The 13,229-nt window shown below is 51.5% G+C and carries 16 protein-coding genes; 8 read left to right on the forward strand and 8 right to left on the reverse strand.

What is annotated here, in order from left to right; all coding sequences use genetic code 11:
- Window positions 1–18 precede the first annotated feature (18 nt).
- Together galT and galK are read left to right on the forward strand one after the other, a co-directional pair.
- Window positions 19–1,098, forward strand: coding sequence for a galactose-1-phosphate uridylyltransferase (galT, locus tag ABXT50_RS05500; RefSeq protein WP_415273876.1), 1,080 nt, complete (start codon window positions 19–21; stop codon window positions 1,096–1,098).
- Complete coding sequence (galK, locus tag ABXT50_RS05505; RefSeq protein WP_415273877.1) at window positions 1,095–2,234, forward strand: galactokinase; 1,140 nt, start codon at window positions 1,095–1,097, stop codon at window positions 2,232–2,234. The genes galT and galK overlap by 4 nt, the downstream gene beginning before the upstream one ends.
- Here galK and ABXT50_RS05510 read toward each other — a convergent pair.
- Both ABXT50_RS05510 and ABXT50_RS05515 read right to left on the reverse strand, forming a co-directional pair.
- Window positions 2,231–2,824: an isochorismatase family protein gene (locus ABXT50_RS05510; protein ID WP_415273878.1), complete on the reverse strand. Its 594-nt coding sequence runs from the start codon at window positions 2,822–2,824 to the stop codon at window positions 2,231–2,233. The two genes, galK and ABXT50_RS05510, sit on opposite strands and share 4 nt — an antisense overlap.
- A gap of 47 nt (window positions 2,825–2,871) precedes the next feature.
- Complete coding sequence (locus ABXT50_RS05515; RefSeq protein WP_415273879.1) at window positions 2,872–4,242, reverse strand: D-alanyl-D-alanine carboxypeptidase/D-alanyl-D-alanine-endopeptidase; 1,371 nt, start codon at window positions 4,240–4,242, stop codon at window positions 2,872–2,874.
- 22 nt (window positions 4,243–4,264) lie between these two features.
- Between ABXT50_RS05515 and ABXT50_RS05520 the strand changes: the two genes are divergently transcribed.
- On the forward strand, window positions 4,265–4,861 hold the full coding sequence (locus tag ABXT50_RS05520; RefSeq protein WP_415273880.1) for a copper resistance CopC family protein: 597 nt from the start codon (window positions 4,265–4,267) through the stop codon (window positions 4,859–4,861).
- Here ABXT50_RS05520 and ABXT50_RS05525 read toward each other — a convergent pair.
- From ABXT50_RS05525 to ABXT50_RS05535, 3 genes are read right to left on the reverse strand one after another with little or no spacing between them, the layout of a single operon-like run.
- Window positions 4,784–5,161, reverse strand: a complete 378-nt coding sequence (locus ABXT50_RS05525; RefSeq protein ID WP_415273881.1) for a hypothetical protein — start codon at window positions 5,159–5,161, stop codon at window positions 4,784–4,786. The genes ABXT50_RS05520 and ABXT50_RS05525 overlap by 78 nt on opposite strands.
- 7 nt (window positions 5,162–5,168) lie before the next feature.
- Complete coding sequence (locus tag ABXT50_RS05530) at window positions 5,169–5,849, reverse strand: potassium channel family protein (RefSeq protein ID WP_415273882.1); 681 nt, start codon at window positions 5,847–5,849, stop codon at window positions 5,169–5,171.
- Complete coding sequence (locus ABXT50_RS05535; protein ID WP_415273883.1) at window positions 5,842–7,209, reverse strand: TrkH family potassium uptake protein; 1,368 nt, start codon at window positions 7,207–7,209, stop codon at window positions 5,842–5,844. The genes ABXT50_RS05530 and ABXT50_RS05535 overlap by 8 nt, the downstream gene beginning before the upstream one ends.
- A 71-nt stretch (window positions 7,210–7,280) precedes the next feature.
- On the opposite strand from ABXT50_RS05535, the gene ABXT50_RS05540 reads away from it, so the two are divergent.
- From ABXT50_RS05540 to ABXT50_RS05550, 3 genes are all read left to right on the forward strand, one after another.
- A complete protein-coding gene (locus tag ABXT50_RS05540) occupies window positions 7,281–7,655 on the forward strand; it encodes a thiol-disulfide oxidoreductase DCC family protein (RefSeq protein WP_415273884.1) in 375 nt (124 codons plus the stop codon).
- 72 nt (window positions 7,656–7,727) lie between these two features.
- Window positions 7,728–8,744, forward strand: a complete 1,017-nt coding sequence (locus tag ABXT50_RS05545) for a DUF1611 domain-containing protein (protein WP_415273885.1) — start codon at window positions 7,728–7,730, stop codon at window positions 8,742–8,744.
- Window positions 8,741–9,718 carry a dipeptide epimerase gene (locus ABXT50_RS05550; RefSeq protein WP_415273886.1) on the forward strand — a complete coding sequence of 326 codons (978 nt, stop codon included), beginning with the start codon at window positions 8,741–8,743 and terminating at the stop codon, window positions 9,716–9,718. Before ABXT50_RS05545 ends, ABXT50_RS05550 begins: the two co-directional genes overlap by 4 nt.
- A gap of 14 nt (window positions 9,719–9,732) precedes the next feature.
- Here the strand turns inward: ABXT50_RS05550 and ABXT50_RS05555 are convergent, their stop codons facing one another.
- Window positions 9,733–10,656, reverse strand: a complete 924-nt coding sequence (locus ABXT50_RS05555; RefSeq protein WP_415273887.1) for a D-isomer specific 2-hydroxyacid dehydrogenase family protein — start codon at window positions 10,654–10,656, stop codon at window positions 9,733–9,735.
- Window positions 10,657–10,788: 132 nt separating this feature from the next.
- On the opposite strand from ABXT50_RS05555, the gene ABXT50_RS05560 reads away from it, so the two are divergent.
- Together ABXT50_RS05560 and ABXT50_RS05565 are read left to right on the forward strand one after the other, a co-directional pair.
- Entirely contained in the window at window positions 10,789–10,938 is a 150-nt protein-coding gene (locus ABXT50_RS05560; RefSeq protein WP_415273888.1) for a hypothetical protein, read from the forward strand.
- Window positions 10,939–10,954: 16 nt separating this feature from the next.
- Entirely contained in the window at window positions 10,955–11,233 is a 279-nt protein-coding gene (locus ABXT50_RS05565; RefSeq protein ID WP_415273889.1) for a hypothetical protein, read from the forward strand.
- A 4-nt stretch (window positions 11,234–11,237) separates the two neighbouring features.
- On the opposite strand, the gene ABXT50_RS05570 is transcribed toward ABXT50_RS05565, so the two are convergent.
- Together ABXT50_RS05570 and ABXT50_RS05575 are read right to left on the reverse strand one after the other, a co-directional pair.
- Entirely contained in the window at window positions 11,238–12,170 is a 933-nt protein-coding gene (locus ABXT50_RS05570) for an ornithine cyclodeaminase family protein (RefSeq protein WP_415273890.1), read from the reverse strand.
- On the reverse strand, window positions 12,167–13,192 hold the full coding sequence (locus ABXT50_RS05575) for a proline racemase family protein (RefSeq protein ID WP_415273891.1): 1,026 nt from the start codon (window positions 13,190–13,192) through the stop codon (window positions 12,167–12,169). The genes ABXT50_RS05570 and ABXT50_RS05575 overlap by 4 nt, the downstream gene beginning before the upstream one ends.
- Window positions 13,193–13,229 lie beyond the last annotated feature (37 nt).

The following is a 13,229-nucleotide window of genomic DNA, read 5'->3' on the forward strand; positions in this document are numbered from 1 at the left end:
TGAGTATGAGGTACTTGAGTGAACAAGCCCAGTATTGAAGCCAAGCTTTTTGATGGCCGGGACATCTTTTATTTTGATGACGCCGAATCAACGCTTCCAGCAAACCGCATACAAGATCAGCGCGAGTCGGACCAAAGACCCGTAACCGCTGAATTACGTTATGACGCTTTGTCTGGAGAGTGGATCACTGTCGCATCCCATAGACAGCAGCGCGCATTTCTACCACCCGCTCATGCTTGTCCGCTCTGTCCAACTTCCGAAAATAACCCAAGCGAGGTTCCAGACAACTTCGATGTCGCGGTCTTTGAGAACAAGGGCCCGGCTTTTGGTCCGGATCTCGGTGAGATTTCGCCTCCTGAGCGCACTGCCCCGTTCGGTTTCTCGACAACCTCCTTCGGCCGCTGTGAGGTAGTTGTTTTCAGTCCCGACCACATGGGCAACTTGGGATCCATGCCGGTGGCCCGCATCGAGACGGTTATAAAAGCCTGGCAATCTCGAACCTCACACCTCCAGAAACTGGAAGGCGTTATTCAGGTCTTCCCCTTTGAAAACCGCGGCCAGGACATAGGAGTCACCCTGCACCACCCCCATGGGCAGATCTACTCATATCCGTTTGTGACTCCTAGAACTGAAAAGCTAATCGCGAGCGTCCGGAATCACGGCGGCGACTTCTTCGGTGAGCTAGTTGAATTCGAAAAATCCTCGAGTAGAAATATTCTAGAAACCGAAAACTTTGTTGCGTTCGTGCCTTTTGCCGCAAGGTGGCCAATCGAAATCCACCTATTGCCAAAACGCCAGGTTGCAGATTTTACGGAGCTGACAGACGCCGAAGTAAGCGAGCTGGCTGGCGCCTATAAGCAAATACTTTTAGGTCTTGATGCTTTGTATGACAAGCCAATTCCATATATTTCAGCTTGGCACCAGGCTCCGATGATTGAAAACCGGGACCAGATTAGATTGATGCTTCAAATCACTTCTCCGCTTCGGGATGCCGACAAGCTGAAATATTTGGCAGGGTCTGAAAGCGCCATGGGAGCCTTTGTCGGAGACGTTGCTCCAGAAGAAACTGCTGCAAGACTCAAGAAAGTAATCAAGTGAACCTGACCAAGCAAACAACAGCGGGCTTTGAAAAACAGTTTGGTTACTTACCAACTGGAGTCTGGTCAGCACCGGGACGCGCCAACCTAATTGGCGAGCACACCGATTACAACAATGGTTTTGTTCTCCCGTTTGGAATAGATAAGCGAACCTATGCGGCCATGTCCAAGCGGGATGACTCCCTAATCAGAATCGGAACTTCCTTCACTGAGGGCATCGTCGAATTTGAACTAGGAGAAACCGAGCCACAAGATCTCGATTGGGCGCTATACCCTCTTGGCGTAGCCTGGGTAGTGCGTGCGGGTCTTGATGCTGGCTTTGACTTGTACTTGGATTCAAATGTTCCAATTGGAGCCGGCCTTTCATCGTCTGCCGCGGTTGAGTGCTCGGTAGCCCTTGCACTAAACGACTTGTGGGACTTGAGACACAGCAAGCAGGAGCTCGCCCTTATCGGCCAGCGTGCCGAAAACGAAGTCGTAGGTGCTCCGACCGGAATCATGGACCAGACAGCATCTATGCTCGCCTCAACTGACGCTGCGGTTTTGATTGACTGCCTAAGTCTTGAAACAGAAACAGTCGAGCTGGGCCTGGAGGCTCAGAATCTAGTTGTGGCAGTAATTGACACCCAGGTCTCACATCGTCACTCCGACGGTGGCTACCGCTCTAGAAGAGATGCTTGCGAGAAAGGCGCCCTCATTATGGGCGTGAGCTCGTTGCGTGAGCTTGGACAGTTGGACCTTGAAGCCGCAAAATCAAAGCTCGACGATCTGACTTATCGTCGCGTCCGCCACATCATCACCGAAAACGACCGAGTGTTAGCTACCGTTGCGGCCCTAAGGGCCGGCCGGATTGAGAAAATCGGTCCAATTTTTGAAGCAAGCCACGTCTCAATGCGCGATGATTTCGAGATTTCTATCCCAGAACTAGACCTAGCGGTCGAAACTGCCCTGAAAACCGGCGCAATCGCCTCCAGGATGACCGGTGGCGGCTTCGGGGGCGCTGCGATTGCTGTTATCGATAAAGACCTGCTGCCCGGCCTAGAAATGGCTGTCAAGGCTGCCTTTATTAAAGCCGGATTTGGCGCAGCAAACGTATTTACTGTCTCCGCGAGCGCCGGAGCAACCAGAGAAAGCTAATTTGCTTCGTAAACCGGAGTTACTTCGATTCCCTGATCGACCATGTCATCGATTGCAGTTTCAGTAGAGCCTTGTGAAACCCCGGCGGTTAGGCCGGTGATGACCCTAACTGCCAGCCCAAATTTCTTTGAATCCATCGAAGAAGCCAGAACGCAATAGTCGGTCGCTATTCCAACCACATCGACCTGGGTGATCTGAAGCTGGTTGACTAGATCAGGGAAGCTGGTGCCGGCATCATCGATACCTTCGAAGATCGAGTAGCCGTTTGCTCCTTGGCCTTTTTTTATGTGGATGTCGATAAGGCTGGTGTCTAGGTTCGCGTGGTACTGGCTGCCGAATTTGTTTTCGACACAATGTTCCGGCCAGCTAGTTTTGAAATCAGGAGACTCGTCTAATGCCGCAAAGTGCCCACCATTTGCATCGTTGGCTCTGTGCCAATCTCTTGAAGCAATTACATAGTCGTAATCACCTTTATTGCTCTCGAGGTGTTCGGTAATTCGCTTGGCGGTTATTGCCCCTCCGGCACAGGCTAAGGCGCCGCCCTCACAAAAATCGACCTGAACGTCAATTACCAATAATGCTTTAGTCATTTTGCTTTCTTGTTACCCGTTTTGTTCTCAGGCTATCTATTACCTAGCTATCTATTTACTAGCGTTGAGCCACAATCATAAAAGCCCATGACTAAATCGTCCATGGCCTCACGGTTACTAGCGGTCACATCGCCTAGGTTATACACGGTAAAAATTAGCCTCGACTGATCCGGTGTGTCCAGGAAGCCAGCGAGCGTGTAACCCGTTCTGATCCAACCGGTCTTTGCGGTGATTGTTCCAACCGCATCTTCAAATCGGTAGCTCAATGAGCCGGGAGTTCCGGAAACCGGCATTCCTCCAAGAATTACCTCAAAGTCTCCATAGCCGGCATCGATTAGCTTCAGGAGTTTATTTACTAGCTCAGGGGAGGCCTGGTTGTACTTGGACAAGCCTGAGCCGTCCTCAATGGTAAGGCCTGCAAGATTCAGTCCGGTTCCCCTGAGTGCCCGATTGTAGGCTTCAGTCAAAGAGCCAAAGGTCCCATCAAGCCCGACATCGAGAGACACCAATCTTGCAAGTGCTTCCGCAAGGGTGTTGTCGCTGACAACGAGCATGTAGTCGATCCACTCGCTGATTGGCCTAGATTTTACAGTGGCAATTTGTATTGAATCTGCGGGGGCCAAGCCCTTGGTAATTACCGCATCCGTCGCCGCCACTCCAAGTGACTCTTGGAACCAAGCACCGGCCCTGCTGACCGGGTCCATCGAACGCTGAGATTCCTTAGCGGCTGGGCTCGCCCTGTCACCGTCCACCTGAAGAGCAGAAACCGGAGACATATAGCCATTAGTGATGCCGCGAGAGTCCCAAACGCTTTGGTACTCGCCCTTGGCTCCCCCGTACAGAGAAGTATCAAGCACTATTTGGGTTATCGGCTCTTTCCCAAAAACCTTGAGCACCTGAGCGACGAGGTCAGAAAGCTTTGGGGCTTTTTGATAGACCGAATTTTCATTGACCCCTGTGCGCGAAAGAGTCGGGTCGCCAGCTCCAACCAGGTAGATTTTTCCAGGCTCCAAGTTGTCCCGATAGACCCTGGTCGTTACTCGGTAGTCCGGGCCAAGGGTTTCAAGAGCGACAGCGGCAGTGAAGAGTTTCATAACCGATGCAGGTCTTGCAGCCGAACCGCTTCCGCGGTCAAATAAAACCTCGCCCGTTGAAGCATCAATCACCTGAGCCTGCAGCAATAAGATTTCAGCGGCGTCTTCGAGTACCGACACCGAGCACTGGGTGACTTCCGGCGTTGTCGGCTCCGGCTCGATTTCAACCGGAGAGGCAGAAACCGTCGCCTCGGGCACAGTGGTTTGGCTTGCTATCGGCGCAGGGCCTTCATCGGTCTGGCTCAGTGGGCCCAAAAACAAAAAGCCAAGCGCAACGGAACCCGCGGCCAGACCTGAACCGATGCCAATTAGTGCTTGCTTCATCTCACTCACCTAAGCTTTACCCATGAAGTTTAGATTGTTCGCAGCCTCCATGTTGGCCCTAGTCACCACAGTCATGATGACATCACTGCCGGCAACCTCACACGAACGGCTTGTGGACCAAGAGCCCAAGACTGGACAGATTCTGGAGGCCGGTATCGCTGAAGTGAAGCTGTCCTTCAGCGATGATCTGATTTCTCTGGAAAACTCAGCCGGCTCCGAAATAGTCATTCTTGATTCGGATCGGAATCCAGTGAACAACGGTTGCGCGGTTATTGATGGCCGCACCGCGATTGCGCGGGCGGACATTGACAAACCTGGGACCTATCAAGTGGGCTGGCGTGTTGTGTCCGGAGACGGCCATCCAATTTCCGGAAGCTTTAGCTTCGTGGTTGAAAATAATGCCGGCTACATCGCTGACCCGGACTACCTCTTCACGGAGTGCGCTAACCCTTACAACCCGGAAACTTTAGACGTCGAGGTTCAGACACCTGCCTCTTTGTATTGGTTACTCTGGGGCTCATTGCCACTGGCCGCGGTCGGACTATTTTTGCTGCTGAGGTCTAAAAACAAAAGTTCTGGCAATAACCGCAAAGACCCAGAAGAGAAGACCGAAAACTAATACTTCAATAGGCATGTCAAAACGATTACCCATCGGTGCAAACGCCAAAGAGTAGGCAACATCGAGTGCTTGCGCATACATGAAGGCAGAGACGCCCGCCACCACCATCAGCTTCACCGGAACGACGCTGCCGGAGATTCTAGAGCCGCTCCAGATCGTGAGCGAGGAAAGCCCAAGCGCTAGTGCCGTCCCGGCGAAAATTAGTGGGTAAGTAGTCTGGTAGAAAAAGTTACTAGTCAGCATGGCAAGTAATAAGGACAGCCAAAACAGTGAAACCTTCAGCGCTCTTGACGAATTCAAGGGCTGCCTAAATAACCCGGCAGAACTTGTTCAACGGTTCCACCTGGCCAGCCACCACAATTTGATCGCCTGACTCCAGAACCGTTTCGGGGAACGCTGGCGAATATTTACCATCGCCTTTTGTGACCGCAACCACTGTCACTTCATAGTTGGTTCTAATTTTCAGCTCCGCCAAGTTTTTGTTGTGAAATGACTCCGGAACCTTCGACTTGATCATCACGAAATCGTTGTCGATTGGGACATAGTCAAGTGACTCTCCAGAAACCATGTGGGCCACTCGCTTACCCATCTCAAACTCAGGGAACACCACGTGGTGAGCGCCTAGTTGCTCCAAGATACGACCGTGAGATTTCGAGTTAGCTTTCGCCCAGACGTTTGGAACGCCCAGTTGCAACAGCAACGAGGTGGTCAAAATGCTTGCCTCAATATCTGCTCCGATTGCCACAACGGCAGCGTCAAACTCCTGAATGCCGAGTTCGGAAAGGACGGCTTCATCCGTGCAGTCGGCCTTGACGGTGTGGGTAAGTTCCTGCGCCATCTGTTGAACCAGTCTCTCGTCGGTATCAACACCTAGAACCTCGTGTCCGGTTCGAACCAGCTCTCTGGCCAGCGAAGACCCAAAGCGACCGAGGCCAATCACGATGACGTTTGTGTGCAGAATTCGTCGCTTTGCTTTTTCCTTAGCCAATTAGGGGCCTTTCCTTTGGTAATTCATAGTGCCTCTTTGTGATTCGAAGAGCAAGTGCTGACGCAACAACAACCGGGCCCAGCCGGCCAACAAACATCAGAAGTGCCAGCCAAAATTGATGAAACGCCGGCAACTCGGCGGTTATGCCAGTTGAAAGCCCTACCGTCGCGGCAGCCGAGACCACGTCGAAAAGAATCTCGTCAAGCGAGAAGTCAGTTGTCGCGGCAAAAAGCAAAGTCGTGCCCAGAATCGCCGTCGTACTCAGAGCCACCAAAGTAAGAGCCTGACGTTGAATCGAGCGAGGAAGTCTGCGGTTTCCAACGTTCACCGCGGTCTCACCGCGAATTTCGGTGTAAACAATAAAGATCAAAACAGCGATTGTGGTGACCTTAATGCCGCCGGCGGTGGAGGCCGAGCCGCCTCCGATAAACATAAGAAGGTCTATCCCGAGCCAAGTGGCAGGGTCCATCAAGGAGATATCTATCGAGTTAAAACCACCCGAGCGCGGCATGACAGCTGAAAAGAGGGTGTTAACCAGCTTGTCCCAGGTGTTCAAGCCCCCCAGGGTTCCGGGGTTATTCCACTCAAGTAGCCCTATAAAAAGTGCTCCTAGACCGATCAGGCTAATAGTCATCCAGAGGGTGAGTCTGGTGTGCAAGCTAAAGCGTTTTGGCTTGCCACCTGGTTGCACTCGCAAGCGCCATAGCCGCTCATGAAGCTCGATTAGCACCGGGAACCCAAGCCCTCCAACGATCACGGCCAACATCACGGGGGCGATGAAAAACATGTCCTGGCTAAAACCCATCATGCTGTCGGTGTAAAGCGAAAAGCCACCATTGTTGAAAGCTGAAATCGAGTGAAAAGTCCCGTACCAGATTGAATGAAGAACTTCTTCGCCATAGCTGAAGTGCAATCTAATGCTTAGGTAAGCAGCCAGGATTAGTTCAAAACCAAAGTAGACCAACAGAATGCGACCGAGCAATTTAGAAACGTTATCCGCGCCTACAATCTTGGCTTCAGACAAAGTGTTCATTCGGTCTCTAAGGCTTATACGACCGGAAATCAGCAACCCAAGCAGAGTTGCGAAAGCAACTATTCCAAGACCACCAAGTTGAATCAAAATTAAAATCACGAAGTGCCCAAAACCGGACCAGTGAGTTGCGGTGTCCACAACGGTCAAACCAGTAATACAAACAGCCGAAACGGCAGTGAAGAATGCGGTCACCAGAGTCGTGTTATTTCCGGCGGATGTTGATATTGGGAGCAAAAGCAACAGGGTGCCAACAATTGCCGCCACACCGAACGCAATAACTACGATCTGTGTTGGGTGCATGGATCGCTTGCGACCTAATTGGTTCACGCTTTGAGCCTACGCCTCCTGTAGTAAAACCAATACAACCCCAGAACATTACACCGCATTAGGCTTAACCGATGGACGCAACTAAACAAGTTCTTATTTTCGACGGAGACTGCGCTTTCTGCAGCTCAAGTGCCAGGCTGCTGCGCAGAATGACCAAAAACAAAATTCCGATCGAACCGTACCAAAAATTAGACCTTGAGTCTTTGGGTCTGACCTCTGAGCTAACCTCCAAGGCGGTCTACTTCGTGTCTAGCAAAAAAAGGTTTGTTGCGGCGGCGGCTATCGCCCAGGCACTAATCGAATCCCAAACCGCGTGGGCGCTAGCCGGCCGGTTCCTCAAGCTCCCGGTCGTAAGAAACATCGCAAAGCCTATTTATTACTTGGTTGCGGCTAATCGGCATCGGTTCCCGGGCGGCACCCCAGAGTGCCAGCTGCCGCAGAGCTAAGAAGCGGAACTTCAAGCCACAAACCTAGTTAGAGTGAAGAATCATGTGGACATCTAGCACGGCGAGGACCAATTGACAGCAATCACGCTCCGCACCCCTTACCTCTTATTTATGGGCAGCGAGACCGAGCCAATATATGCCAAGACCGCTGCAGGGCTTGCCAAGTGGAGACCAGAAAGCTGCATGGGCCAGCTGAGCCTCGAGGGCGGCACCATCGATTTAGGCCTCGCTAAGCACAGCGTGACAAGTGCGGCCGAAGCCGGAGCTAAATCACTAGTCATTGGAACATCGGCCGTAGGCGGTGCAATTCCAGAGACTTGGATGCCGACCTTAGTTGCCGCCTTGCAGGCAGGCATGGACATCGTCGCGGGAGTTCACACGAAGTTGAATGATATTCCAGCGCTGGTTTCGGTAGCTAACGCGTCTGGGGCAAAGCTGGTTGATATTCGGGTGCCTCCAAAGGATATTCCTGTTGGAACCGGTAAAAAACGAACTGGAAAAAGACTTCTGACAGTTGGTACCGATTGCGCTCTGGGCAAGAAGTACACAGCCTTAGCAATCGCTAAACGACTGCAAGAACGAGGCATCGATGCCGACTTCCGCGCTTCCGGCCAAACTGGCATCATGATTGCCGGAAGCGGTATCCCGATTGATGCCGTTGTTGCCGACTTTCTTTCGGGTGCGGCAGAAATGATTTCTCCGGACAATCGCCCCGACCACTGGGACATAATCGAGGGTCAGGGGAGCTTGTTTCACCCGGGCTACTCATCCGTAAGCACCGGTCTACTAGTGGGCTCGCAACCAGATGCCTTTGTGGTTTGCACCGAAGCACTTCGCACCCATATCAAGGGCTGGCCCGATTTTGAATTGCCGAGCATTCCAGCAGTAATCGATCGAACCATTGAGATTGCTAGAAGCGTGAACCCCGAAATTAGGTGCGTTGGAATCAGCGTAAACACGAGCGCAATCCCAGATCACGAGCGAGCCGCCTACCTTACTAATCTGAGCGCACTCTACGACCTTCCCACCATGGACCCGTTAATCACTGGACTTGACGATGTGATTGATAATCTTCTGGGCCAAAAATGAGGATGACAATTGAGCGCAAGGATTTCGCGTTGCACTCACCCTTTGTTATCACCGGCTACACCTTTCTTGAGCTAAATGCAGTTTGGGTGACCCTTGAACAAGATGGGTTTATTGGCAAGGGCGAAGGTGTTGGCGCTTACTATTTGGGAGACGACCAAGCCAAGATGCTAAGAGACCTTGAAGAAATAAAACCCCGGATCGAGCAAGGTGCCACCCGTCAAGACCTCAACGAACTTATGCCGCCTAATGGGGCCCGAAACGCGCTTGACTCTGCGATGTGGGATTTGGAATGCAAGATGAGAGATGCCAGCATCTGGGAGCTGGTTGGGCTAAAACCCAAACAACTTAGTACCGTTGCGACCATAGGCATCGGCACAGCAGAGCAAATGGCCAGAAGAGCAAAAGAGCTAAGCGATTTTTTAAACTTGAAAATCAAGCTCGATGATTATGAGCCGGTAGAAAAGTTGGCCGCGATACGACTGGCAAGACCCGATGCGAATCTAGTTGTCGACGTAAATCAGGGCTGGCATTTTGAACAGCTAACAAAGTTCATTCCAGCCCTCAGCGACTTGGGCATAAAGATGATCGAGCAGCCGCTAGCTCGCGGTAGCGACTCTGAACTTGACGGCTTTGTTTCTCCCATTCCTTTGGGCGGGGACGAGAGCGTCCTAAACCTCAGCGAATATGAATCCAATTCAAAGAATTTCCAGGTGATAAACATAAAGCTGGATAAATGCGGTGGCCTGACCGAAGCCTTGCAAATTGTTGAGGTTGCCAAAAAAGATGGTAAGTCGGTAATGGTGGGCAATATGACCGGCACCTCACTGTCCATGGCTCCGGCCTATGTCATCGGCCAGCACTCTGACTTCGTAGATATCGATGGGCCGCTTTTGATAGCTCAAGATATTCCAAACGGCTTAAGCTACCTTCCGGGCGGAAAAGTGGAAGTCTTTACCTCGAAGCTTTGGGGTTAGAGCAAGATACTGAGCTAATAGCCCAGGTCTGCATCGACAACGCCGACAAGCGGCTTGTCGGTGAGCCATGCTCCCACGTTGACCCTGAGTCGATCTGAAAACAACTTCGTCACAATCTCCTTGGTATCTGCTGTGTGGGGGGTGATGAGTAAATTATCCAATTCCCACATTGGATGCTCTTCAGGCAGTGGCTCTGGGTAAGTAACATCAGTTGCTGCTGCCGCAATGCTGCCTGATTTCAAAGCGTGAACCAAGTCCTCTTGGTTCACAACCTCTCCCCTTGCAATGTTCACTAGATACGAATCCGTACGCATCAGCCCGAGGACTCGAGCATCAAACAAGAACCTCGTGGTCTCGGTCAAAGCGCAGGCCAGAATCACAAACTTTGCTTTCGCTAACTCCTGATCGAAGTGATCAAACGAAACAACTCGTCCTGTGAAGCCCTCAAGAAAAGGCTCGTTGGGCCTGTTCCTTAAAACGGTTACATTGGATCGAAAAGGGGTAAGCAGTGACGCAAGCTCCTCGGCAATACCGCCGCCACCAACAATCAAAACATCCTCATCATAAAAAGAATCGGCAAATTGCCTGCCCCAGCTCTTGGTCCTTACTCGCTCCGGAATGATTCTTGCCAAAGCCAAGCAAAGAGCGAGGGCATGCTCAGCGACCGGTTCAGAGTAGGACCGCTTTGCGCTTGTAAAAATAATTGGACTTTTCAAAATCTCCCCAAAAGCATCAACCCCAGCAAATGGCAGCTGCACCCACTCAAGCTGCGGGTTAGAGGTAAGCATCGCCTGCAAGGCCTCCGGGGACGAGTAGTCGGTCCAGACAAGGGCTTTTGTGGAAGGGGTGATTGCAGTCACCTGACCACCGGCATCGGTTATTGCCTGGGCATATTCTGGAACCTGCTTTGGCTCCAGTGCAACGAGATTGTTCTTCAAGGTTTTCCAATCTAAAAAAGGGCGGCGACGCTAAATGAAACCCCAGCAGAACTGCTGCTTCCCGTTTGGGCAATTGTATCTGCCAGCAAGTCAAAGCCCGCCCATGCCAGAGGCTAGAAGTAGTCTGTGGGAGTGATTGATGAAAAGAGCCCGAAGGAACCCAAGGATTCCAAGCAACTAGAAAAGATTTGGAAACGAATCGGCCTAGCGCTGTTTCTGCTGGCAATCTTCCTGGTGGCAGGTCCTCAGGTTATTGATTTAGTGAACCCAGACTTTAGATAGGCAATAACCTAGAGCTATGAAATGCAAAAATTGCCAGAGCGATATTTCCAAGTCTGATTTCAATTGCCCGAGCTGCGGTAAAACAACCGCGCAGTCGAGGGAAGACCTTCAGAAAATCGACCCGCAGTCCACCAAGGTAATTGCATGGCTATTGCTCGCGCTTGGTGTCGCTGGAGTAGCGTTCGTAATTGCCAACAGCGCCACCGATTGGTACTCGCCTCTAAACTTCATCCCACCGGCCATGGTCATAATTGCCGGGGGCTTTGCTCTTATAAGCGCGTTGCGCACGAAATAAACGCTTAGATCAGGGCCTTATAAGCCGCGCCAACGATTGCCAGATCCTGCCACGGCATTCCGGACGATTTGTAAATCCTTAGGGATCGACTGTCTATCTTTTGATCAGAGGTGAACAGCTTTTTTACCTCCACGAGATCTTCCACGGCAACGAAGCCTTCGTTGATTGCCATGATGACATCACCCGCTTCTCTAAGAGCAGCTGATAGATCTTCGATGAAAACCGTTCCAATACCCATAAGGTTTCCGGGTAGTTCTCTAGCGTTTGGTTCGTGAGAGCCAATCGCCGCAACGATTGCGGTCTTCTGAACTTGCTCTGCAGCAAACAGGGGTTCTCTTGCTGTGGTTGCAGTAATGACCAGGTCCGCCTCCGCAAGGTCCTTGGTTGAACCGGCAGCAGCTTCGATGCCATGGGACCTGAGCTCGACAATCAGCTTCTCAACCCCGGAGGTGTTCCTAGCTAATATGCGAATTCCACTCGGCGTCGACACTGCCGAAATTGCAAGAATGTGGGCAAAGGCCTGCGGCCCAGACCCAAAAACAACCAGCTTTGGATTTTCTGGCAAATCTAGCTTTTGAACCATGGCGGCTGTGACGCAGGAAGTCCTGAGGAGCGTAAGGGCGGCGCCATCGCACTGGGCGAGAGGAGTAAGAGTTTTGGCATCAAATAGCGTGTAGATGCCTTGGATTCTGGGAATGTTTTTAGCCGGGTTCTTGGGTGCCACGGTGACGAACTTCAGCCCTACAAACTCGGCATTCTCGCTCGGCATCACAAGCCCCTGGCCAGAGGCAAATTCGACAAATGAGCGGGGTTTATCAGTTGCAGGGTCAAACCCTCCGGTCAAAGCATGGCTTATTGCTTCGATTGCCTTCCGATAGCCGAACTTTACGAATAGCTCTTGGTCACTTATCCACTTAGCTGGGCCTATAGCGCTCATCGAAGTGAGAACCCTGTGTCCAATTCATCGTTTTCAAATAGCAAAAACTCTGAATTGGCAGCATGGAAGGCGTTTCCAGTAATCATCGGGATAACCCCAGATTTTTGGCCGTGGGTTTGGGTTTCTTCGATGCGACCTAAGAACCTGGTTCCGATGATTGAGTCGTGAATTAGGGTCATTGACTTAGTTAGCTTGCCGGAATGAGCCAGCTGAGCAATCCTCGCTGCGGTTCCAGAACCACAAGGAGATCTATCAACCCGGCCATCGGCGTAAATGGTTACATTTCTTTGATGAAGCTCGGACTCAGTTGAATTGATCTCATCAAAAATAATGGTTCCGTAAATGCCGTTTAGGCGCTCATCGACCTGCGAATTAGATTCTGGGGCCTCGTTCAACTTCCATTTGATCTGTCTGCCGATGCGAATTAGCTCATCTAAATGCTGGGGTTCTACCGATAGGCCAAGCTTGCTCGCATCAATACTTGCGTAGTTGGCACCCCCGTAACTAATGTCCACCAAGACGGTCCTGCCATCATCCAGAGCTACTGGCACTGCCTCGGCGATTGCATGGGAAAACACGTTCTTAAAGGAAATCTTTGTTGTAATGCCGTTTTCTTGGGTCACCAGAGCCTGCACCCTGCCAGACGGAACATCGATTGTGACTGCCGTTTCGCCATTCGGCTCTGCCGCGACTAACTCAGTGTCTACGGCCCAAGCACCGAGCGCAATGGTGCCGTGCCCACAAGCAGTTGAATAACCATCGCCGTGCCAGAACAGCACACCAAAATCAGCGCCATCATCGTTTGGCTCCACGATAAACCCGCCATACATATCCGCATGTCCCCGGGGTTCATTGACAAGAAGCTTTCTAATTTGTTCAAGTTCCTGGTTCGAGGGAGCCCCTGCTCGCTTATCCAGAACCATCGCTCCTGTGATGGAAGGAAGCCCAACACTCACGATTCGAAATGGCTCGCCAGCGGTGTGATAATCCGCAGCAGTGATTTTTACCAAAGGACTCTTCATAAGTCGAGTCTATGGGCGACTGGGTTTTGGGACTTTA

Origin of the sequence: Aquiluna sp. Uisw_065, from assembly GCF_047731275.1 — a bacterium.
In the GTDB taxonomy this organism is placed as follows: Bacteria; Actinomycetota; Actinomycetes; order Actinomycetales; family Microbacteriaceae; genus Aquiluna.

Excerpts from the sequence above, each read along its gene's own strand:
- ABXT50_RS05570 (WP_415273890.1), bottom strand. The coding sequence starts at position 12,170 with ATGAGCGCTATAGGCCCAGCTAAGTGGATAAGTGACCAAGAGCTATTC.
- ABXT50_RS05520 (WP_415273880.1), top strand. The coding sequence starts at position 4,265 with ATGAAGTTTAGATTGTTCGCAGCCTCCATGTTGGCCCTAGTCACCACA.
- ABXT50_RS05575 (WP_415273891.1), bottom strand. The coding sequence starts at position 13,192 with ATGAAGAGTCCTTTGGTAAAAATCACTGCTGCGGATTATCACACCGCT.
- ABXT50_RS05540 (WP_415273884.1), top strand. The coding sequence starts at position 7,281 with ATGGACGCAACTAAACAAGTTCTTATTTTCGACGGAGACTGCGCTTTC.
- ABXT50_RS05550 (WP_415273886.1), top strand. The coding sequence starts at position 8,741 with ATGAGGATGACAATTGAGCGCAAGGATTTCGCGTTGCACTCACCCTTT.
- ABXT50_RS05515 (WP_415273879.1), bottom strand. The coding sequence starts at position 4,242 with ATGAAGCAAGCACTAATTGGCATCGGTTCAGGTCTGGCCGCGGGTTCC.
- ABXT50_RS05510 (WP_415273878.1), bottom strand. The coding sequence starts at position 2,824 with ATGACTAAAGCATTATTGGTAATTGACGTTCAGGTCGATTTTTGTGAG.
- ABXT50_RS05565 (WP_415273889.1), top strand. The coding sequence starts at position 10,955 with ATGAAATGCAAAAATTGCCAGAGCGATATTTCCAAGTCTGATTTCAAT.